Below are 17,477 nucleotides of genomic sequence, written 5' to 3' on the forward strand. Positions count from 1 at the left end.
GCAGCAGCTCTCGCAGAGGTCGTTTTCTTTGCCCTGGGGATTGACGCGGAGGTGCAGTGCGGGGAGTTGGACCGGGGAGTCGAGCTGGCCGTGCCAGTCGCAGTATTTTTCGTGAACGATCCGCTGCGCCATTTCAGGCGGCTCCCTTGGCAGCGATACGCAGCGTCCGCTGGCGGATTCTGCGGTCGCGTCGGACGTCGGGCATCTCGCTGCGAGCGTTGATGCCGGTCAGGGAGATGCCCTTGGGGCTTACCAGGTCGGGGTGCCGCTGTGCGTAGGTGTACTCGGTGGTGCGCACGAAGCCTTGGCGGCGGCCGTCGTATTCCATCTGGTAGTCGCGCCTGCGGCTGCATCCGCGTTCTCCGTCGGGGTCCGGGACGCAGGTGTCCGCGCAGTCGAGCCAGGCGGCCTTGGTGATGTCTTGGCCCCGGTAGCGGTTGCCACTCGGGTTGAGTGGGGTGGCCTGGGTCATGTCCCAGTTGTGGTCGCCTGCGGCGCACCGCTGGTACCGGTCGGGGATGCTGCGGAAGTGCTCGAAAACCTCGTCCTCGGTGGGGGCTTCCAGTACCTCGGGTGCCATGGTTACTCCCTGTCGCTCTGTTATTGCGATGGATCACAAAATAGCCGGGGGGTGACCTTGGCCGGAACGCAGTTGGGCGATTTCTTACGCTGACACTCGAATGGGTGAACCCAGGTACCGAGGGGTTGTGGAGCCCGCGTCAGCCTGATCCATGCGGGCTCCACTTAATCCTCACAGGTCATTCACCCATGCTGTGAAACTGGTGGGCGTAGCGGCCGAAGTCGGTGATTTCCCAACCGTGGTCCGACTCGGGGACGTATTCGATCATCTCCAGGTTCTGGAGGCGCAGGGCGCTTCCGGTGAGGTGCGAGATCTTGCCGTTCTTGGGCTCGATGACCCCTGCGAGCTGGGCGAGGATGGTGACGTTGCGGTTGCTGAGGCCGCCGCCGACGGCTCGCACTCGCTCCGCGTAGGTCATCTGCTCGACCTTGTCCGTGCGGTCGCAGCCGTGGGCCGTGCGGCGGCGCCATTTCTTGTCGTCCGCCATCTCGGGGCTGCGGATGTCCAGCGGCTTGTAGTGCTTTCGGGCCTCGACTTCGTCGGGGTCCTCGTTGGGTGCGGTGGGAGTTTCAGAGGGTGCCGGCTCGGGGACGGCGGCCAGGGCTCGGCGCTTGGGCGGCTGCTGTGGGGTGTTGGGCTTGTCGGTGGCGGGGGTGGTGCCGTCGGTGGCCAGCTCCGCCTTCAGCTCGTTGAGGGGGCCGGTGTCGCCGCGCTGGAAGGCGCTGTAGGCGTCCTTGATTTTCTTCCCCAGGACTCCGCGCTGTTTCGGGGCGATAAGGCGGTGTTCGGTGGCCCAGGCGCGGGCGGCCTTGGGGTCGACGCCGCCCTGGTGCCGGCTGAGGGTGGCGCCGGCGCCGGCGGGCTCGGTCATGGGTCGTGGCGAGCGCCTGCGCTTGGGGACGATGCGGCCGGCCTGGGTGAACTCCTTGAGCCGGGCGCGCAGTTTCTGGGCGTTGGCCTCGGTGAGGTCGATCTCGTAGTCCACGCCGTCGAGGCTGAACGGGACCGTCTCGTCAGCTTCGGTGGTGTCGTCGTTGGCAAGGTCATCGAGGAGGATGACGCGTTCGATGCGGCTCACGGTTCTTCCCTTCGGGGTGAATGCAAAAGGCCCCGTGTTTACGGGGCCTTTGTCGTGCGTGTGTTGCTCAGCCCGCTGCGGGGGGCGTACAGCGGGCTCGGGTGTTGAGGGGCCCTAGTTGTCGGCCGGGTCGGCGGGGTTGGGGGAGATGTCGCGGACGTCGAACCACAAGCGTCCGATGTCGGTGATTTCGTAGGTGCTTGTATCTGCGTTGTCGATGGCCACGGTGCAGCAGCCTCGGTTCTTGAGTGCTCCGAAGCTAGGCTTGCTTCGGCGGTCGGAGGTGGCGCGGCCGTCTGGGGCGTTGAACATCTGCCGCAGGACCGTGAGTTGGGCACTGCTGAGCCTGCCGACTTGCGCTGCCCTCTGGCGGTCGACGTCTTCTTGGCTGGGCTCTGGCGGTTGGGCGGCGTCCACTAGGTTGAGTCGGCGTGCCTTGGCGGCTGCCTTGCGGGGGTCTGTGCCGGCCTCTTTCAACAGTGCTTTCCAGGGGTCCCTGTCGTCGGCTTGGAAGGCGTCATAGGCTTCGCGGATGCGTGCGGGGACGCGGCCTCGGCTGGGGAGGTTGGGGACGGACCAGCGCTTGGCCCAGTCTCGGACCTCGGGGTCTGTGGAGGCTGGCGGCTGCGGCGCTTGTGTAGGAGTGGCTGTCCGGTCTTCCGGGGTGGTGGTGTGCTCGGGCTGACGGGGAACTGGCGGCGCATCCGCGGCGAGTTGCAACGAGGGGCGGTGGCTGTGGTCGGGCTCTGAGTAGGCCACCGCGGCGCCTCCGGTTGCCGCGGCCTGCTGGTGCACTGTGAGTGACTGTCCGCTGATGGCCATCACTCCTGCCGCATGGCCGATATTCGCTGGGAGGTAGACGGCCAGTCCCACTTCCCGTGCGATGGCCAGGTATGGCCTGAACATCCCTAGGAACCCTGCGGCGTTCTCGCTGCCCAGGTCGATCTCATACGCCTTGCCGTTCAGGGAGAAGCTGATGCTTTCAGCTCCTGCCTTGCCGTCTAGGTCGTCGTACCTTTGAACCGCCATGGCTGTTCCTCCACGCGCTCTTTTATTGGGGGTCTCTTGGCTGTCGCACCGCTGCTGACTGTAGTGGCAGCGGGTGGCGTGAGACCTGAAAGAGAGGGTAGGGGGAGCACTTTGGACTGAGTTTGGCTGCACGAGGGTTTGCCCGAAAGTGCCCACTACTTTCACCGCTGCGGGGGGCGCGTACGCCCGGTGCATGGGTGGTGTGCGCGGGCCGTGCTCCTGCTCGCGGACTAGCACTATTGTCCGGTACATGCGAAACGCATATGCGGCGGGTAGGGCACTCCGGGCGTTGGCTCGACATTCACAGGGTTGCGGTAAATCCGCCTTCAGCGACTCTGCTCAGGCTTTGCGGGGAGTGCTGGTGCGCTTGGGTCCGCGCCGGCCGCCGCCGCCCTCGACGCGGCGCTCCCACTCGGCGAGCAGCTCGCGCGCCTTGTCCGTGAGGCCGTCGATCCGCCAGGCACCCGTGTGCTCGTGGTCGCCCTCTTCGAGCCAGGTGACCTCCCAAAGTCCCTGCTCCTCGAAGGTGCGGATGTCCTTGGTGCTCCAGACGGGCTGCCCTTCGGGCATCTGGTAGCGGCCTGTGCCGGAGCGGCTGGCGACGTACCTCAGCCGCTCGATGCCGGTCTCGTAGATATGGCGCGGCGCTCCTTGCTCGTCCGTCCAGTTCATCTTGACGCGCTGGACCACTCTCTTCGCCTTTCAATATTTAGGAAACGTTGTTGCTTTAGTGCTGTACATCTACGGCCTGGCAGCCACTCCAACCCACCCAGGGCGTCGCCACCCATTCGAGGGGTGGGCTGGGGAAGGCGTCAGGCGTATCCGACCAATTCTTCAGGTCGGCCTCGTCCGGATGCGCCTGGTGCATTTTCGAAATCAGTTCGAAGGCGGCCACCAGGCGCCAGCCGTCGGGGGGTGGGCTCCGCCGGGAAATGGTGCACGGCCCCCCCCACGGCTTGGTGAAGATTTCCGCGGAGCTGACGACCTTGGTCCGCACCGATCCTCCGTTGCTGTCGTGTCCTTGGGCTGTAGAACCTACGCTCCCATGAACAGTGCGGGGAACACGCGGGCGGCCATCGTGCCTGGGGAGTTACTGCTGCGGAGTGCGCCTGCGCACCCGCACGCCGCGGCCCTCGCTGGGGACCTGTGTTGCTGCCGTGTCCACGGCCTCAGCCGGCGCCCCGTCGGGCTCCGGTGCGGCTGGCGCTTCGGCGGTCTCCGGTGCGGCCGGCGACTGGGATGACTGCATGGGCTTGTTGACCCGCGGGTCGGTGGTGCTGAGGATCTCGGTCTTGCCCGAGTCGAACCCGACGTGCCACTCGACCCCGTTCTCGCCCTCGAAGTCGAGGATGCCGTAGCCCGACGGCTTGAACTTCTCGCCCGGCGTGAGCCTCTTGACTGCCTCCAGCAGGCTGGGGGCCCGGACCACGCCGGTGATGTGTGTGGGCCGGTAGACGATGACGTACTCGTGCTCCTCGGCCGGGGGCTGTCCGGCCTCCTGGGGCGGCTGCACCGCGGGCAGCTTTCGGTACGCCTGGAGGGCCTCCTGCCAGTCCTTCAGGGCCTGGGCGTACTCGTGGACCCTGTTCTGCCGCTCGACGGTGGTGAGCATGCCGACGGTGACCCACTCGCCCAGCGTGTTGGGGTCGTCCACCCGTTCCTGGTACACCGCGTCGGCCGGGGCCTGGGCATCTGCGGCGGCCTTGCACTCGCGCTCGATGTAGCTGCGGCTGGACGCTCCGACGGAGACGTTCCATGCCCATACGTACGGGTGGCCGTGCCACTGCTCGGGGCGCTGCGGCTGGGACTCGGCGCCGCCGGTTGGCGTCTTCAGCGCCGGTCGGAGTTCGGACATGGTCATCAGTGTTCCCTTCTCATACGGCGGTGGTGAACGCCTCGACGGCCTCTTGCCGGCGTCGAAGTCTGGAGAGCGGCAGGGAATAGGCGACGCCCTTGTGGCGCTCGCGCAGGATCGTTACGTCACCGAGCCGCTCGCGCAGACTGGCCTCCTGGCGCTCGGCCTCGGCGAAGCGCTCGGGCAGCACGTCGAGGGTGCGCTTCCACTGCTTCTGGCCTGCCTTGACGCACAGACCTCCGCAGTTGTTGTGCTCGTAGCCGAGGGCGTACAGCCGGGGCGGTTCGATGCCGTACCACCGGGACAGGTCCATGAGTTGGGCCTTGGATGCCTCCTTGCTCAGTTCCGGCATCCACCGGTTGCACAGGGGGAACTGGACGCGCCACGGCTTCCAGTTCCGGGCGATGGCGGGAACGCGGCGCCGGTCATGCTTGGTCTTTTCGATGCCGATGTAGACGACGGAATCGCCGACGGGAGCGTGCGCTTTCATCCACTTCCGGCATGGGATCTGCTTGAGGTACTTGGTGCACGGGGAGATGCGGGAGTTGCCCAAAAAACGCTTGTCCGCGAACAGCTCCCACGGGGTGCGCCCGTCGGCCACCTTCGTCAGCGGCACGCCGAGCAGGCGGCTGGTGTCATCCGCGAAACGCCACAGGTCCGGGTCTTCGATCCCCGTGTCCGCTATCAGCAGCGTCATGTTGGCCGTGCCGTACTTTTCGGCGACCCAGAGGGCGGACCCGAAACTGCCGAGGCCGCCGCTGAACTGAATAACGTGCTGCGTCATGCGTACTTCCTTTCCAGAGGCTGTTCGCACAGCGGTGCGGGCCGGAGGAGTTCCGGGCTTTCGTGCGACTCGTTCGGATAGTCGTTGTCGGACCAGTGGCTGTCCCAGCGCACATGCAGCGGCCAGGGGCACGCGTCGGCCGCCTGTGGGTAGTCGGACCGTGCGTGTCCGCACTCGCGGCCAGGGCCGCCCTCGCCCACCTGCTGTTGCCAGACGTGCCGCTTGCACAGGCACACCACGACCTGCCCATGCCACGGGCTGAATTCGAAGTCGGGGTCGTCGAGCACCACGCGGGTTCCCGGGATGAGGGGGATCGTGGCCGCCGCCTCGGTCATGGGGTCACTCATGAGGAGTCCTTGCCGTCGGAGCGGTCGGGGAACTCGGCCTGGAGGGCGGAGACGATGACGGCGAATTTCTCGCGGGTGTCCTCGTCCTCGAAACGCTTGGCGATCTCGGCGAACGCCTGCCGCATCCGGTCGGACTCGTAGCTGACCGGCGGACCGTGCGAGAAGGCCGCGTCGTTGCCCTCGGCGAACTCCTCGATGCGCTTCTTGGCCACCTTGTGCAGCTCGTCGTCGTCGATGTGGGTGTTGCAGCCGGGACACACCATTTCGAAGCCCGTGTCGTCGAGGCCGGCCAGGTCGAGACTGCCGGCATCGTCGTCAGCGTTGAACCAGATGGTGGTGTTGACCTCGATCCCGCCCTCTTCACAGTCAGGGTTGGCACGGCACATGACGTCTCCTTCAGAGGGTCGGGGCGGGGGCGAACAGGAGGCGGGTGGCTTCCTTCAGCAGGTCTTCGTAGAAACCGAGCTGGTTGTCGTGGTGGCCGCTCTGCGCCACGTCGTAGTCGTAGCTGGCAGCCGTGCTGCTCTCGGGGTCGCGCAGGGACGCCGCCTTGGCGTCCCAGGCGGCTTCCTCGGCCAGGCTGCGGGCGATCCCCGGCATCAGCGGCTTGGCCACGTCACGCCTGAAGAGGGTCGAGGAGACCGGGTAAATCAGCACGTCCGCGCGGTCCGGCTCCCACAGGTGCACCGCCTTCTCGGCGACGTCGATGACGAGTCCGGTGTTCTCACGGGCCCCGCTGATGACGGTGAGAGTGGCGCCGCAGAGGTCCTGGCGCTGCTTGGGGGTGAGGTCGACGAGCCATCCGTCGGTGGGCAGGTCCGGGTCAGGCGAGGTCACGGTGAGTCCTTTCATCGGGGTGGGTGGGAAGCAGCTCGGCAGGGACCGCGTACGCCCCCGAGGGGGCGCCACGGACGCGGCCGGGATGTCAGCGGATGACCTCGCTTATCTCGTCGAGGTCGTCCAGCTCGGGTTCGCCGACGAAGACGGCGCAGATGCGCAGCAGGGGCTCGAAGTCACCCGCGTCATTGCCGAACCACTCGCCGGTCTCGATGTCCGTGCGGTAGAGGTGGTCGACGGAGGAGCCGTAGTGGGTCTGGAGCTTCTCGGCGGCGGCTTGGATCGCCTCGTCGCGCGAGGTGGCCGGCACGGTGATGACGACGGGCAGCATGTCCGGGGAGATGTCGTCGCCGAAGGAGTCCTGGCAGATCTCCCAGTCGGCGACGATCGTGCGCAAGGCGGCGGTCTTGTCGGCCTCGACATGGGGGGCGCACTCGCCGCACGGGGTCGGAGACTCCCCATCCTCGGGCGGCCCGTCGGGGAAGTCCCCGGGGTCGATCTCGATGACGTACTCGCGGCAGCGGGGGCACGTCAGGCACCCCTCGTGGACAATGGCCATGGGTGTTACTCCTTGTCGTTTTTATCGGTGAGGCTGCCGCTCTTGACACAACGAGCCGGGCCATAAATAGTCCGGTCACCCATTTGAGTGACGAAGTTTTTAAGCGGGGTCCTGCTTGAGGTTCACCGCGCGCAGCGAGTGCTTGGCGGCGTCCTCGGCGTGGATGGTGGCCCACCAGCCACCGGCGGAGTAGGCGTCGTCGCGGACCCACAGGTGTGCCAGTTCCGGCTTGACCAGGTCGACGGTGCCGACCAGCGTGCGGGGTGTGCTGGTCTCGCGGCCGTCGGCGTCGTGAAACCATTCGAAGCGGCGCTTGGACCCGGGCTTCAGGTCCCAGAACGGGTTGTCGATGCTGACCGAGTAACGGAACTCGGTCCCGAGCCACGGGACCACGTTCACGAAGTCGTTGTCGTACCGGCGCAGCGACGCCGTCCTGGTCTCCGGGTCAACGCTGATGAGCTGCCCGCCCGCGATTTCCCCCTCGCGGCTGAACGGGATGGCCACCAGGTGCTTGCCGATGTACTCGACCAGTTCGTCAGCCGACTTGGGGCTCCTGATGGCGGCCTTGACCACCCACGACTTCTCGTCCTGCGTTCTCTTCCCCACCGGAAAAATCCTTTCGAGATGTGTCTGTAAAAGGGCCGGCCCCCGCGAAAGTCACGGGGGCCGACCTTCAGTGAACCCGCACGCGGCGGGTGGTCGCGCCGGCCATTCGAGGGGCCGGCCGGGAGATCAGAGCGTGTTGGCCTTCGCCAGCAGCTCGGCGACCTCGAAGCCCACGCCCGGGTCGTCCCAGCCGCCGACCTCGCCGGTGCCCTCCTGGAGGCGGAGCTTCGTCAGCAGCTCGTCCAGGCGCGTGTACGGGTGCTTGGCGAGCTGCTTGCTGGCCGCCTCGAACATCCGCCGGGCGCTGTCGCGCAGCCCCCCGACCTCCATCATCTGACCGGCCGGCCCGTAGACCCCGGCCTGGCCGCGCGGTCCGCGGAGCTTGGTGGAGGTGATGTCCTGCCAGCCGCCGGGCACGCACATCTGGTGCGTCATCAGGTAGATCGTCTCGTCGACGATCGGGCGGGCGTCGGGCACCTCTTCCAGGACGGTGCGCCGCGCACCGAGCTTGACCGGGGCCGCGGGCCGCGGCTGGTCCGTGTGGGGCCGGATCGGGCGGGAGAACTCACCCGCGCTGTCACGCAGGATGAGCCGGGAGCCCTCGTCCCGGACGAAGATGACCCGGTAACCGGGCATGGGCTCGAACTCCTCGCCCTGGGAGATCTGCTGGCCGTTGTGGGTGACGTGCTGCATGTCGTTCCCCTCCTGTTTTCGGGCATGAAAAAAGCGGCCCACCGGTAGGCTGCCGCGAGTTTCTGCTGTGTCCTGGCTCGTGAGTTCCAGGCGGGGCTCGGCCGTTGATGTGCAGCCCGGGGTATCGCACCTGGTTCATGCTCGGTGGGATGAGGATGCTGTATCCGAGTGCATGGTGCACCGGTCAGTTCCCTCGACGGTTGTGGCGGTGCAGTAGCGCGGCTCATCGGTGGTGCCGATCAGATGGCCGCAGATGAACGAGTCCGCCGTGGGCTCCTCGGCAAGGTGGTCCAGGGGCTCGATGAATTCGGTGCCCATCTCGCGGTACCAGCCATGGGGGCGCTTGTACCAGTCGCCCAGGTCCCTCGCGTCGAGGGTTTCCACAGCCGTGATCCCGACCGGCCGTCCCTTGTCGTTGCGGCGGTGGTACTTGATGCGACCGTAGTAGTAGTCGGGTTGACAGGAGTCGATCCAGACCCGTACGAACTGGCCTTCGGGGAGCTGAGAGTAGGGGTAGCGTTTGCGGCGGTTCATGAAGGCGCTCCTGCTTGGGATCGAAGACGGCCTGCGGTGAGAACGGGCCGTCTGGGATTTCTGAGCGGTGTTTCGACGTGTCTACTCCGTGGAAACCGCGGGCCCTTGGGCCAGCTCGGACACGTCGAAGACGAATACGAAGCCGTCGTAGTCGCCTTCCTGGCTGGAGGCCCAGCGCTCGTGCTTTTGCAGGGTGTGCCGGGCCGCGAACCGGTCCGGGTGTTCGATCTCCTCAAAGGGGAAGCCGGGCCACTTCTGCTCGACGAAGGTCTTCGCCCTCTCCGCCAGTCCCTTCCCTGCGTTGTTGTCGTGGCCGCGCAGGACGGCAGTGAGGAAGTCCTGGTCGAATTCCTCGGCCAGGCCGCCCGCCACCGTGATGGCCGCGTACAGCCTGTCTTCGTCCTTCTCGGCTTCGTCCTCGTAGAGGCTGGCAGTCACACCGGCCAGCTCACCGGCCTGCTCCCGCGAGTCGATTTCGCAGAACGACAGGTCACCAGCACGGTTGAGGGCCTCCCGCCACTCCTCGGCGCTGTAGCGGATGCCCTGGGTCACGTCGCCACCCCCTGTTCCTGAGCCTCAGCCGTGTCGGGGGCCGCGAACCACATCGTGACGCCGGTGCGGGTGTCGTCCACGAGGTTGCCGTCGAGATCACGGATCTCGACCTTCCCTCGCGGCAGTAGAGTCAGCGTGACCCGCTTCGCGGGCCTCGGCTTGACGGTGTTGGCCCGCCCGCCGAACAGCAGCTCCCCCGGCCGGCCGGCCGTCTTCTCCTGCTGTGCCAGCGCCAGAGCGGCGCTCACTTTCAGCTTCTCCATCAGTGCTGCTCCTTCTCATTTTCGGTCTGGTCAGGGTCGTCGAAGTGGAAGAGTCGGCGCGCTACGTCCGGGTGCTCCTGGTTCCAGGCGCGCAGCAGCCAATGCGCGTTGGGGTTGGCGATCATCGGCACTTCCTTGTGCCCGAGCGCGGCGACCTGCTGCCACTGGAAGTGCTTGCCGCCGAGGTTGAAGTGCCGAGCAAAGCGGGCGAACCAGGGCTCGACGCTGATTCCGCAGGCCATGCGGAACAGTTCTTCGTGCCGCGGCTCGGTCCACCCCTCGACCTCGACCTTGTCTTCGGTGATCGCGTCGTCTTCGGCGCGGTGGGAGCCCGTGTAGAAGTGCTTGACCGCAGTGCCCCAGATGGTGCGCACGTGCCTCTCGGCGGGGATCACACGGCGGTTGTTGCCGAGATCCAGCACGACCCGGTATCCGTAGCCCTGCTCGATGACGTCACCACACACGGACGACATCTCACGCACAACCCGGCCCTTCTTCGTGCGGCGCCGCGCGATGAAGACGACGTCAGCGCGGCGGCGGGTGCGCTCGAAATCGGCCACCACCTGGCGCACCTTCTCCTCGGGCGTATCCAGCGGCAGGGTGAAGATCTCGTGGTCGGGGTGGTGGATGTAGGCACTGCGGGATTCGTCCCAGATGGCGAGGTCCACGGGTTTGTCGTCGCGGTCCTTGCGGGTGCGGACCTCGTAGCGCGGACGAGGGCGGTACCAGTCCCGGTCTTGGAAGAGCATGTCTGTCCAATCAGTGGTTGTCCGTGGGCACGGAGTAGACGGGCTTGTCGTGCGGCTCGAAGCCCTTCACGAGCTTGCTGTAGAACTTCGTGCCGGTGTGTGCCTGAAGGCATGCCCACATGCCGGTCTCCGGCTTCGGCGCGATCCCGATCGACTTGCGCCCCACGCGGACGGTGTAGCGGCCGTCGTCGCGCTGCTGGAGGTAGCCGATCCCGCTTCCGCTGCCCCAGGTGTTGCAGTCCACGAGGAAGTCGCCGTCGGGCATGGGCATCAGGCAGACGAGCACGCCGGGCGCGGGGATGAGCGAGGGGCTGACTTCGTAGGTCTGCTTCGTGCCGAATCGCTCGGAGATGCGGTTCAAGCCCTCGCAGTCGCAGCCATTCTTGACACAGCAGCCGCACTCGGACATGTCGATCTGCCGCTCGTCCACCGCGCCCTTGCCGGCCGGCCGGCTGCCGAAGGACTGGGCCGGCGGGGCGAACCAGTACAGCGCGGAGGCCGCATACTCCTGCGTCTTGAAGCCCGGCATCGCGATCGGGTTGCTGCTGCGTCCCGTCCAGTCGGCGACCCATCCGCCGTCGGCCGTCTCGTAGACGATGCCCTGGTACAGGAAGCCGTCGTCGTCGCCGGGGGCGTCCGTGTAAACCTTGAAGCGGGTCTCTTCCTCGTTGTCAGGCTGGTACTTGAACTTGGGCTCGGGCATGGTCAGTCCTTCTTGCCGAACGACTCCGGCTTGTTGTTGGTCGGGACCGGCTGCCCTTCCGTAGGCTCGTCGGTCCCCTTCGGGTAAACCCACAGAGACGAACCCGCGTCCGTGACACGGACGGGGTAGCCCCTGGACTTGCAGAACGCGGCTATATCGGGAAGCTCGCCGCGCAGCGTTCTCGTGCCGTACTGGCCATCCCGCCACATGACGACGACGCGCCGGTTACGGTTTTCTCCCTCGGCGCTGAAGCCCTCGCTCTTGGCTGTGCTGTCCCAATTCAGGTCCGCCCGTGTGAATCCTGCGCGGGTGAGAACACCCGCGAGGGAAGCCGCGGTGATACCGGTGCGGCGTTTGGCACGCGCGGCCTCGATACGCGCCGCGCGGACGCATCCCGGCTCTAGGCACGCCTCACCCTTGCCCTTGATGTGCTCGTTGAGCTTGCCGGGGTTACACGTCTCGATGCGGTCCGGCGGGTACCACCAGGCGTAAGTGGTGGGCTGGACGGGCTTGGCGTCGATGTCGTCGATCGTCCGCTTCAACCGCGCCAGCGTCTCGCGCACGCCTTCGCCCGGCTCACCCAGCAGAGGGTGATTGTCGTGACCGGTGCCGGAGACCCCGTTGACTTCGAACCGCAGCCGCGAGTACCGGTCGAGCGCGCCCTTCGCCGGGTGTACGACCAGCTTGCGACCCTTGTACTCCACTTCCATCAGTGGGTCACTCGGCTCACTCGGGCGTCGGGGTGCGGCTTGCGGTGCCAGGTGCGGCCCCAGTGCTCGTCGCCGTCGTTGTAGGTGCCGTCGTACGACAGGGAGAAGCGGTCGCCGGCCACGCTCAGGCGCACCGCGCCGGCCGCCTCGATGGCGGTCTCGTACGCCTTGTGCAGCTCCGACCCGTGCCTGATCTGTGCCACCTCGCGGAACGCCTCGCTCACCGCGTGGCTGCGTCGCATGTACTGCAACAGCTCGTACTTCGCCTCGGCCGCGGGCAGCATGTGGTGACTGCCTCGCACGTCGCCGGTAAGGTCGGGGTGCACCCATGCCGCCGACATGTCGTGGACGCCGTCCAGCGGCACACGGTTGGCCCAGTGCCGGTCGATCGCTTCACCGGCCCGCTGGTCGAAGATGCCGTCCCAGCAGTCGGCGGCCAGCTTCGACAGCCGGATGTACTCCCGCAGCGCACGCAGCGCCCGGTTCGCCTCGTGCTCGAAGTCGGACTCGTAGCGGTTGGAGTACCACCACTCGCCACCCTCGCCGAACCCGTCCGTCATGCTCTTGCCCTGGTACATGCGGCCCGCGATCCAACGACCGTCGCACTCGCCCAGGAACACCCCGTCGTACACCCCGCGCCATTCCGTGCGCTTCTGGTGCACGATCGTCCATCCCTGAATTTTGGTCGTCATGCCGTTCCTTCCGTGAGCGTGCCGTTGAGGCGCTTGATCCGATTGGTGTTGACGTACTCGGTGCCGCACGGCTCGCAGACCGGTTCACGCACACGGTCCGACTCCCAGGGCGGCGGGTCGGGGTTGTAGGTCTCCAGCGTGTGCGTGGCCCAGGCCCGGCAGTCGAGCGTCGAGCACTTCGGCGCGGTCAGCTCCAGCACCCGGTCTGTGGCGTTCCTGATGTTGATCCGCATCGGGGGGTGCCCGCCGGTGTCTTGGCAGATCAGGAAGCCAGTCGCGTATCCGACGTCGCCGTAGCCCTGGGAGATGTGCTCGAAGCCGAGCACCTGGTAGACGGCTCCGACGAGGCGGAACAGAACGCCGGGTTCGATTCCGCATGCGTACGTCCAGCAGTCGGTGGCGTAGTAGGCCACCGCGTTATCCGTGATGTCCCACGGGGAGCGGTAGGTGCCCTCGATGCCGGGGCCGGCGACCAGGTTGGAGAGGTCGCCCAACAGTCGGCCGGCCCCGTCCAAGATTTCCACGACGTACGGGAATTTCCGGCACTCGCGGATTTCTGCTGCGTCCTCGGTGTCGAACTCCCACCACGGGTACGCGTCCGGCTCATCCGGGTGCTGGATACGGACCCGGATTTCAGGCAGCGACCGACGCACGCTGCGCCTCCTTCCACTGCTTGTACAGCTCGGCGGCCGGGGCCGGGACAAGCCACGGGAACACGTCGGCCCACGAGCGGCACTCGTCGGCCGGTGTCTTGTCCCAGAGGCGGCCGGGGTCTGCTGTCGGTCCCGTGATCAGCGTCGGGTCTGCGCGCAGCTCCAGAATCGTGCTCTTCGCATTTCGCTGGTACATCAACGCTTCATCCGCGAGCCCAGCCCGCTGCTGGGGCGTGTTGCACGCGTCGCAGAACCGCTTCTTACGCCCCGACACCTTGTGGATCACGAGCGTTGTGGCGGGCGGCGGGTAGGGCCCGTGGATTCCGATGCACTGGTAGACCCCGTAGTTGTGCTGGGGTCCGCCCTTGTGGACCTCGGACCACTCGGTGATGATCTCGAAGTCGTTGATCTCCTCGACCAGGTCGGCCAGCGGCACGACGTGGCTGCGGGTGTACTCCGGGTGGACGAAGGCCGCGTACGGCTTGGCGACGTGACGCTTGTAGAAACTGCCTCCGGGCTTACGGAAGTTCTCGATCGGGCCGTAGTGGTGCTCGGTGAAACCGTCCTCGGCCTCCACCGTGATCCGCACCCAGTCACCGACCAAGAACCGGATGTGGTGCCTTTCGACGGACTCCTTCCACACCGCGTCTGATCCGTTGCCGTTGATCCACGCGTCCCGAATGATCCCATCCACGTTGTACCGCTGCGGGTCGCGGCCCTCCCACTCCACCAGGTAAACCAGTGCCTGCTCCCGCATCTCACGCATGCTCGCGCCCATCGTTTTCCTCCTGATTGTTTGAACGGGCAGTGGGTAACGCCCGGTGCTAGTCCGCGTCGGATTCGATGAATTCCGGCTCGTCACCTTCCGGCTGGTATCCGCCCCCGACGGTGTCCGTCCAGGAGTAGCCGTGACCGCTTCGGGCAACGTCGAGGGACAGCCGGTCAGGGGCGAAGGGCAGGCGAACGGTGCCGCGCACTCGCACCGAGTGACCGGCGCCGTTCCACGTGTCGAGCACGAGCAGCTCGGGGTCGGTCCACTGCACGGTGATCTCGGGTGCAGGATCGTTCCAGCGGATCTTGCACACCGCGTCGTACACCGGCTTAACGTCGCCGCGCCACAGGACGTACAGCCCGCCGCCGTAGCTGGCGTGCGCCACCAGCTCCCGCAGCGCGCCGGCGTTGTCGAGGAAGTCGAGGCCAGCCGCCGAGCCCAGCGTTCGTGCTGCGTCCTCGACCTTCTCGTCTGAGAACCTCCACGGGTCCGCTTCGGCCTCTGCGTCCAGCCGGTAGCGGAACAACTTCGATCCGGTCTCCCGCATCAGGTCGCCGAGCGGGTCGGACTCATCGCGTTCCGAGATGGCCGCACGCACCCGCTCCAGCGCGTCATGCTCAGCCAGGAAATCCCGCGCGTCCTCATCGAGCAGATTGTCCAGGACGGCGTTTTCACCGTGCCACCGATTCTCGGACTCCCATTCGGAGTCCAGGACTTCCTCCTCACCCGCGAACATCTTTCCGATCTGCTCATCGGTGAGGCAGTCACCGCGGTCGACGTACACCAGCGAGTACTTCTCGTCGAGGCGAGAAATCACCAGCTCGGCCGCAGCCTCCGCGAGATCAGCCGTCGAAATATCCGCCACGCGTTTTCCCTTCTGTTGATCCGATTAGTGCCCGGTGCGGGAATCGAACCCGCCGGATGCCGCATAGGGGAGGACGGCTTCCGTTGCTCCTCAACCGGGCCCGCGTTTCAGTCGTCGACCAAGACGCCCCACACGTTGTCGATCAGCGTCGGGCTGTTGTTTCCGACCTCTTTGACGTAGGTCTCATACGCCTCCTGGACAGCCCGCGTATGCCCATCGACCAGGAAGGAGCAGGCCCAGCCGTTCTGCTTGTGCTCGTCGGACAGCTCCCTGTACGCCTGGGCTTCGAGTTCCGTTTTCGATGTGCTGTCGGGAAATTCCTGGGACGACTCGATGACGAGATTCGCGTCCTTGTCCCAGTAACCGGTCAGAAGAATCACGTGTCACCCTCCGTGTAGTTCAACGCTGGTACCGCTTCCACGCCTCTTTCTCTCGGTCATAGATCACCTCAATTCGCTGTGTTCGGTCATTGCTGGCGTAAGGGAGGCTGTACCAGTTGGTTTCGCTTCCCATTTGTGAGCCGAAATTGACGGCCAGGCCAGCGGCGTCCATCTCGTTCAGCAGGTCGCGGAACTTGTCCCACAGCTCATCGGGAGTGCTGGTCCTATCGCTCATGCGCGCTCCTTCGGCTTGACCTCTCGGAACTTGATCTGGCCCTGCACGTGGATCTCATGGGAGTGCTTGCCGGCCGCCGGCACCGGCTCCTTGCACACGTCGCAGATGAGCGTGTGGTCCTCCCATGGCCGGCCGCAGTGCACGCACTCTTCGGTCTCGTAGTCGGGTGTGGAGATGGGCCGGACCTCGTGCGACTTCGGGTAGTCGACGAAGCGGTAGCTGGACCAGTCGTGTGGGTGCTGGGCGGCGGCCTGCTTGACGTTGTCCCCGTCGAAGAACTCCGGGTGCGACAGTCCCCACTCCCGCAGCGTTCCGGCGACGTCCCGGGCGAGGACCTTGGGCAGCTCGTAGGAGTCACGCACCACCCTTGTCAGCGCCGCCTCAGTCGGCGACTTCTCCCCGAGCACCAGCCACTTACCGCACTTGTCACCGGTGCACCGCTCGTCCGAGATCGCGTGCCGGACACCGGGTTCACCATCCGGCACCTCGGTCAGCTCGGTCACGCACTGCTGCTCGGTGACCGGCTTCGGGAAGTCACCCTGGTCGTAGGAGTGCTGGTCGTCGAAGTCGATCCCGAGCGTTGCTGCTGCGCCCCGGATCGCGTCTTCGTGTGCCTTGCCCCTCGGTACGGTGATGCCGCTCGCCCGCATCGCCTTGAGCGTGCAGGAGGGGCACAGGTTCTCGGCCGCGTAGCTGTAGCCAACGATCATCAGTACGCCCCCAGCTTCAGGATCTTGTTGTCGCACCTCGGGCAGAGGTGGTTGCCGTCCCTGTCCTGGCCCAGGTCGTGGAGGGCGAATTCCGGGCCGCGCTGTCCGACGCCCTCGACGTAGAACTGCCACTTCTCGGTGTTCTCGGTCTCGAATGCGTGGCCGCTCTCGCATTCCATCCACGCGTCGGTGAACTTCAGGAAGTCCTCCGGCTGGTCGCAGGTGAGCCGGTAGAAGTTCGGGTCCTTCACGTGGTTCGGCTGGGCAACCGCGACGAAGTACAGGTCACCGAGCTTGAAGATCGTGTAGTGGACCACCTGATCCGCCCAGTTGATGAAGTTCTGGGTGTGCTCGGTCTTCAGCTCGCCGCTCCAGTGCGGGCCAGCCACCTTGACCCCGCGCTTTTTCAGCCAGCCGAGGAACTCGATCGCCCCGTACGGGTAGTCCGTCCAGTCCGCGTACCTCTCGGACCACTTCTCGTACAGCACGTCGAGCCGGTCGAATTCCTCGCTCTTGTCCTCCAGCCAGGCCGACCACTCACCGATTACGCCGTCACCCTCGAACCGCAGGTCGATTCCCATGTCACGCTCCGTCGAACTCCTGGATGCCGTCCTTGCCGCAGCATCCGGCGCACTCGCACTCGTGCACCTTGTGCAATTCCGAAACCTTGAATGCACCCGTGCTGGTCCACGGGGTGTCGTCGGTCTCCCACGTGTACTTGACGACCACCATGTCGCCGCACGACTCCCGGACGACGACCGCCTCGTAGCACCACGGAGAACGCACCGTGATCAAGCTGGACCGGCCGTCGGGCACCTTGTAGTGCGGTCGTACACGGACCAGTTCCCCTCGCTCAGCGAGCCTTTCCGGGGTGTCCGCAGCATGCGTGATCGGCTGTCCGATCAGCCGCACCTCGCTGCTGAATGCCGACCGCTTGACGTACGTCTCCATAATTCCCTCCCTGAAATACATGGCTGACAGTCGACAGCCCGGGGCGCGGCGTTTCTGCTGCGTCCTGGACTGCCGTCAGCTCAGTCGCCGATTGATGTGCGGGTGCCGTCGATGTGCACCACGAATGCCTGATGGAATGCGCGCCCGATGAACTCGCGGACCTTCATGCGGTATTGGGGCTTGCCCTTACGCATGCGTGCACTCATGTGGCGCACGCAGTACGCCGTGACCGGGTCGTCTTCACCGGAGTTCAGGCGTGGTTTCAGCTGCACGTACCGGGTCGCGGTATCGACCCACACTCCCGTGCCCTCGTAACGCTGGAGCATGAAGAACCAGAGCA

Annotated in this window: 28 protein-coding genes and 1 tRNA gene; all 29 read right to left on the reverse strand. The window is 66.0% G+C overall.

Annotation, left to right across the window (positions count from 1 at the left end; genetic code table 11):
* Positions 1-133: 133 nt before the first annotated feature.
* Positions 134-580 (reverse strand): hypothetical protein, encoded by a 447-nt coding sequence (locus ABZ281_RS02535; RefSeq protein WP_356651326.1) that lies wholly within the window; start codon positions 578-580, stop codon positions 134-136.
* Between the two features lie 178 nt (positions 581-758).
* A complete protein-coding gene (locus tag ABZ281_RS02540) occupies positions 759-1,658 on the reverse strand; it encodes an Lsr2 family protein (protein ID WP_356651328.1) in 900 nt (299 codons plus the stop codon).
* Positions 1,659-1,772: 114 nt separating this feature from the next.
* Positions 1,773-2,687 (reverse strand): histone-like nucleoid-structuring protein Lsr2, encoded by a 915-nt coding sequence (locus ABZ281_RS02545; RefSeq protein WP_356651330.1) that lies wholly within the window; start codon positions 2,685-2,687, stop codon positions 1,773-1,775.
* A 339-nt stretch (positions 2,688-3,026) separates the two neighbouring features.
* Positions 3,027-3,377 carry a hypothetical protein gene (locus tag ABZ281_RS02550; protein ID WP_356651332.1) on the reverse strand — a complete coding sequence of 117 codons (351 nt, stop codon included), beginning with the start codon at positions 3,375-3,377 and terminating at the stop codon, positions 3,027-3,029.
* 400 nt (positions 3,378-3,777) lie between these two features.
* Positions 3,778-4,542, reverse strand: a complete 765-nt coding sequence (locus ABZ281_RS02555; RefSeq protein ID WP_356651334.1) for a hypothetical protein — start codon at positions 4,540-4,542, stop codon at positions 3,778-3,780.
* A gap of 19 nt (positions 4,543-4,561) precedes the next feature.
* Positions 4,562-5,326: a hypothetical protein gene (locus ABZ281_RS02560; protein ID WP_356651336.1), complete on the reverse strand. Its 765-nt coding sequence runs from the start codon at positions 5,324-5,326 to the stop codon at positions 4,562-4,564.
* Complete coding sequence (locus ABZ281_RS02565; RefSeq protein ID WP_356651338.1) at positions 5,323-5,673, reverse strand: hypothetical protein; 351 nt, start codon at positions 5,671-5,673, stop codon at positions 5,323-5,325. Before ABZ281_RS02565 ends, ABZ281_RS02560 begins: the two co-directional genes overlap by 4 nt.
* Positions 5,670-6,059, reverse strand: a complete 390-nt coding sequence (locus ABZ281_RS02570; protein WP_356651340.1) for a hypothetical protein — start codon at positions 6,057-6,059, stop codon at positions 5,670-5,672. The genes ABZ281_RS02565 and ABZ281_RS02570 overlap by 4 nt, the downstream gene beginning before the upstream one ends.
* A 10-nt stretch (positions 6,060-6,069) precedes the next feature.
* A complete protein-coding gene (locus tag ABZ281_RS02575) occupies positions 6,070-6,510 on the reverse strand; it encodes a hypothetical protein (RefSeq protein ID WP_356651342.1) in 441 nt (146 codons plus the stop codon).
* Between the two features lie 88 nt (positions 6,511-6,598).
* On the reverse strand, positions 6,599-7,069 hold the full coding sequence (locus ABZ281_RS02580; protein ID WP_356651344.1) for a hypothetical protein: 471 nt from the start codon (positions 7,067-7,069) through the stop codon (positions 6,599-6,601).
* A gap of 99 nt (positions 7,070-7,168) precedes the next feature.
* Entirely contained in the window at positions 7,169-7,675 is a 507-nt protein-coding gene (locus ABZ281_RS02585) for a hypothetical protein (RefSeq protein ID WP_356651346.1), read from the reverse strand.
* Positions 7,676-7,801: 126 nt separating this feature from the next.
* The gene (locus ABZ281_RS02590) at positions 7,802-8,368 is read right to left on the reverse strand and encodes a hypothetical protein (RefSeq protein WP_356651348.1); all 567 of its coding nucleotides are present in this window, start codon (positions 8,366-8,368) and stop codon (positions 7,802-7,804) included.
* Between the two features lie 135 nt (positions 8,369-8,503).
* A complete protein-coding gene (locus ABZ281_RS02595; RefSeq protein ID WP_356651350.1) occupies positions 8,504-8,902 on the reverse strand; it encodes a hypothetical protein in 399 nt (132 codons plus the stop codon).
* An 81-nt stretch (positions 8,903-8,983) separates the two neighbouring features.
* The gene (locus ABZ281_RS02600) at positions 8,984-9,454 is read right to left on the reverse strand and encodes a hypothetical protein (protein WP_356651352.1); all 471 of its coding nucleotides are present in this window, start codon (positions 9,452-9,454) and stop codon (positions 8,984-8,986) included.
* Entirely contained in the window at positions 9,451-9,717 is a 267-nt protein-coding gene (locus ABZ281_RS02605) for a hypothetical protein (RefSeq protein ID WP_356651354.1), read from the reverse strand. The genes ABZ281_RS02600 and ABZ281_RS02605 overlap by 4 nt, the downstream gene beginning before the upstream one ends.
* Positions 9,717-10,466, reverse strand: a complete 750-nt coding sequence (locus tag ABZ281_RS02610) for a hypothetical protein (RefSeq protein ID WP_356651356.1) — start codon at positions 10,464-10,466, stop codon at positions 9,717-9,719. Before ABZ281_RS02610 ends, ABZ281_RS02605 begins: the two co-directional genes overlap by 1 nt.
* 10 nt (positions 10,467-10,476) lie before the next feature.
* A complete protein-coding gene (locus tag ABZ281_RS02615; protein WP_356651358.1) occupies positions 10,477-11,169 on the reverse strand; it encodes a hypothetical protein in 693 nt (230 codons plus the stop codon).
* A gap of 2 nt (positions 11,170-11,171) precedes the next feature.
* Positions 11,172-11,873, reverse strand: coding sequence for a hypothetical protein (locus ABZ281_RS02620; protein ID WP_356651360.1), 702 nt, complete (start codon positions 11,871-11,873; stop codon positions 11,172-11,174).
* Between the two features lie 5 nt (positions 11,874-11,878).
* Positions 11,879-12,571, reverse strand: a complete 693-nt coding sequence (locus tag ABZ281_RS02625) for a hypothetical protein (protein ID WP_356651362.1) — start codon at positions 12,569-12,571, stop codon at positions 11,879-11,881.
* Positions 12,568-13,224, reverse strand: a complete 657-nt coding sequence (locus tag ABZ281_RS02630) for a hypothetical protein (RefSeq protein WP_356651364.1) — start codon at positions 13,222-13,224, stop codon at positions 12,568-12,570. The genes ABZ281_RS02625 and ABZ281_RS02630 overlap by 4 nt, the downstream gene beginning before the upstream one ends.
* Entirely contained in the window at positions 13,205-14,002 is a 798-nt protein-coding gene (locus ABZ281_RS02635; protein ID WP_356651366.1) for a hypothetical protein, read from the reverse strand. Before ABZ281_RS02635 ends, ABZ281_RS02630 begins: the two co-directional genes overlap by 20 nt.
* 46 nt (positions 14,003-14,048) lie before the next feature.
* Positions 14,049-14,861 (reverse strand): hypothetical protein, encoded by an 813-nt coding sequence (locus ABZ281_RS02640; RefSeq protein ID WP_356651368.1) that lies wholly within the window; start codon positions 14,859-14,861, stop codon positions 14,049-14,051.
* 28 nt (positions 14,862-14,889) lie between these two features.
* A tRNA-OTHER gene (locus ABZ281_RS02645) sits at positions 14,890-14,961 on the reverse strand.
* 7 nt (positions 14,962-14,968) lie between these two features.
* Complete coding sequence (locus ABZ281_RS02650) at positions 14,969-15,241, reverse strand: hypothetical protein (protein ID WP_356651370.1); 273 nt, start codon at positions 15,239-15,241, stop codon at positions 14,969-14,971.
* Positions 15,242-15,260: 19 nt separating this feature from the next.
* The gene (locus ABZ281_RS02655) at positions 15,261-15,476 is read right to left on the reverse strand and encodes a hypothetical protein (RefSeq protein WP_356651372.1); all 216 of its coding nucleotides are present in this window, start codon (positions 15,474-15,476) and stop codon (positions 15,261-15,263) included.
* Positions 15,473-16,186, reverse strand: coding sequence for a hypothetical protein (locus ABZ281_RS02660; protein WP_356651374.1), 714 nt, complete (start codon positions 16,184-16,186; stop codon positions 15,473-15,475). Before ABZ281_RS02660 ends, ABZ281_RS02655 begins: the two co-directional genes overlap by 4 nt.
* Positions 16,186-16,767 (reverse strand): hypothetical protein, encoded by a 582-nt coding sequence (locus ABZ281_RS02665; RefSeq protein ID WP_356651376.1) that lies wholly within the window; start codon positions 16,765-16,767, stop codon positions 16,186-16,188. Before ABZ281_RS02665 ends, ABZ281_RS02660 begins: the two co-directional genes overlap by 1 nt.
* Position 16,768: 1 nt before the next feature.
* Entirely contained in the window at positions 16,769-17,137 is a 369-nt protein-coding gene (locus ABZ281_RS02670; protein ID WP_356651377.1) for a hypothetical protein, read from the reverse strand.
* Positions 17,138-17,217: 80 nt separating this feature from the next.
* Positions 17,218-17,463 (reverse strand): hypothetical protein, encoded by a 246-nt coding sequence (locus ABZ281_RS02675; protein ID WP_356651379.1) that lies wholly within the window; start codon positions 17,461-17,463, stop codon positions 17,218-17,220.
* Between the last annotated feature and the right edge of the window lie 14 nt (positions 17,464-17,477).

It is taken from the genome of Streptomyces sp. NPDC006265 (genome assembly GCF_040613555.1).
In the GTDB taxonomy this organism is placed as follows: Bacteria; Actinomycetota; Actinomycetes; order Streptomycetales; family Streptomycetaceae; genus Streptomyces.

Bases quoted from the DNA above. Each gene is read 5' to 3' on its own strand.
- ABZ281_RS02535 (WP_356651326.1), bottom strand. From the start codon at position 580: ATGGCACCCGAGGTACTGGAAGCCCCCACCGAGGACGAGGTTTTCGAG.
- ABZ281_RS02545 (WP_356651330.1), bottom strand. From the start codon at position 2,687: ATGGCGGTTCAAAGGTACGACGACCTAGACGGCAAGGCAGGAGCTGAA.
- ABZ281_RS02555 (WP_356651334.1), bottom strand. From the start codon at position 4,542: ATGTCCGAACTCCGACCGGCGCTGAAGACGCCAACCGGCGGCGCCGAG.
- ABZ281_RS02560 (WP_356651336.1), bottom strand. From the start codon at position 5,326: ATGACGCAGCACGTTATTCAGTTCAGCGGCGGCCTCGGCAGTTTCGGG.
- ABZ281_RS02565 (WP_356651338.1), bottom strand. From the start codon at position 5,673: ATGAGTGACCCCATGACCGAGGCGGCGGCCACGATCCCCCTCATCCCG.
- ABZ281_RS02570 (WP_356651340.1), bottom strand. From the start codon at position 6,059: ATGTGCCGTGCCAACCCTGACTGTGAAGAGGGCGGGATCGAGGTCAAC.
- ABZ281_RS02580 (WP_356651344.1), bottom strand. From the start codon at position 7,069: ATGGCCATTGTCCACGAGGGGTGCCTGACGTGCCCCCGCTGCCGCGAG.
- ABZ281_RS02590 (WP_356651348.1), bottom strand. From the start codon at position 8,368: ATGCAGCACGTCACCCACAACGGCCAGCAGATCTCCCAGGGCGAGGAG.
- ABZ281_RS02595 (WP_356651350.1), bottom strand. From the start codon at position 8,902: ATGAACCGCCGCAAACGCTACCCCTACTCTCAGCTCCCCGAAGGCCAG.
- ABZ281_RS02605 (WP_356651354.1), bottom strand. From the start codon at position 9,717: ATGGAGAAGCTGAAAGTGAGCGCCGCTCTGGCGCTGGCACAGCAGGAG.
- ABZ281_RS02610 (WP_356651356.1), bottom strand. From the start codon at position 10,466: ATGCTCTTCCAAGACCGGGACTGGTACCGCCCTCGTCCGCGCTACGAG.
- ABZ281_RS02615 (WP_356651358.1), bottom strand. From the start codon at position 11,169: ATGCCCGAGCCCAAGTTCAAGTACCAGCCTGACAACGAGGAAGAGACC.
- ABZ281_RS02625 (WP_356651362.1), bottom strand. From the start codon at position 12,571: ATGACGACCAAAATTCAGGGATGGACGATCGTGCACCAGAAGCGCACG.
- ABZ281_RS02635 (WP_356651366.1), bottom strand. From the start codon at position 14,002: ATGGGCGCGAGCATGCGTGAGATGCGGGAGCAGGCACTGGTTTACCTG.
- ABZ281_RS02655 (WP_356651372.1), bottom strand. From the start codon at position 15,476: ATGAGCGATAGGACCAGCACTCCCGATGAGCTGTGGGACAAGTTCCGC.
- ABZ281_RS02660 (WP_356651374.1), bottom strand. From the start codon at position 16,186: ATGATCGTTGGCTACAGCTACGCGGCCGAGAACCTGTGCCCCTCCTGC.
- ABZ281_RS02665 (WP_356651376.1), bottom strand. From the start codon at position 16,767: ATGGGAATCGACCTGCGGTTCGAGGGTGACGGCGTAATCGGTGAGTGG.
- ABZ281_RS02670 (WP_356651377.1), bottom strand. From the start codon at position 17,137: ATGGAGACGTACGTCAAGCGGTCGGCATTCAGCAGCGAGGTGCGGCTG.
- ABZ281_RS02675 (WP_356651379.1), bottom strand. From the start codon at position 17,463: ATGCTCCAGCGTTACGAGGGCACGGGAGTGTGGGTCGATACCGCGACC.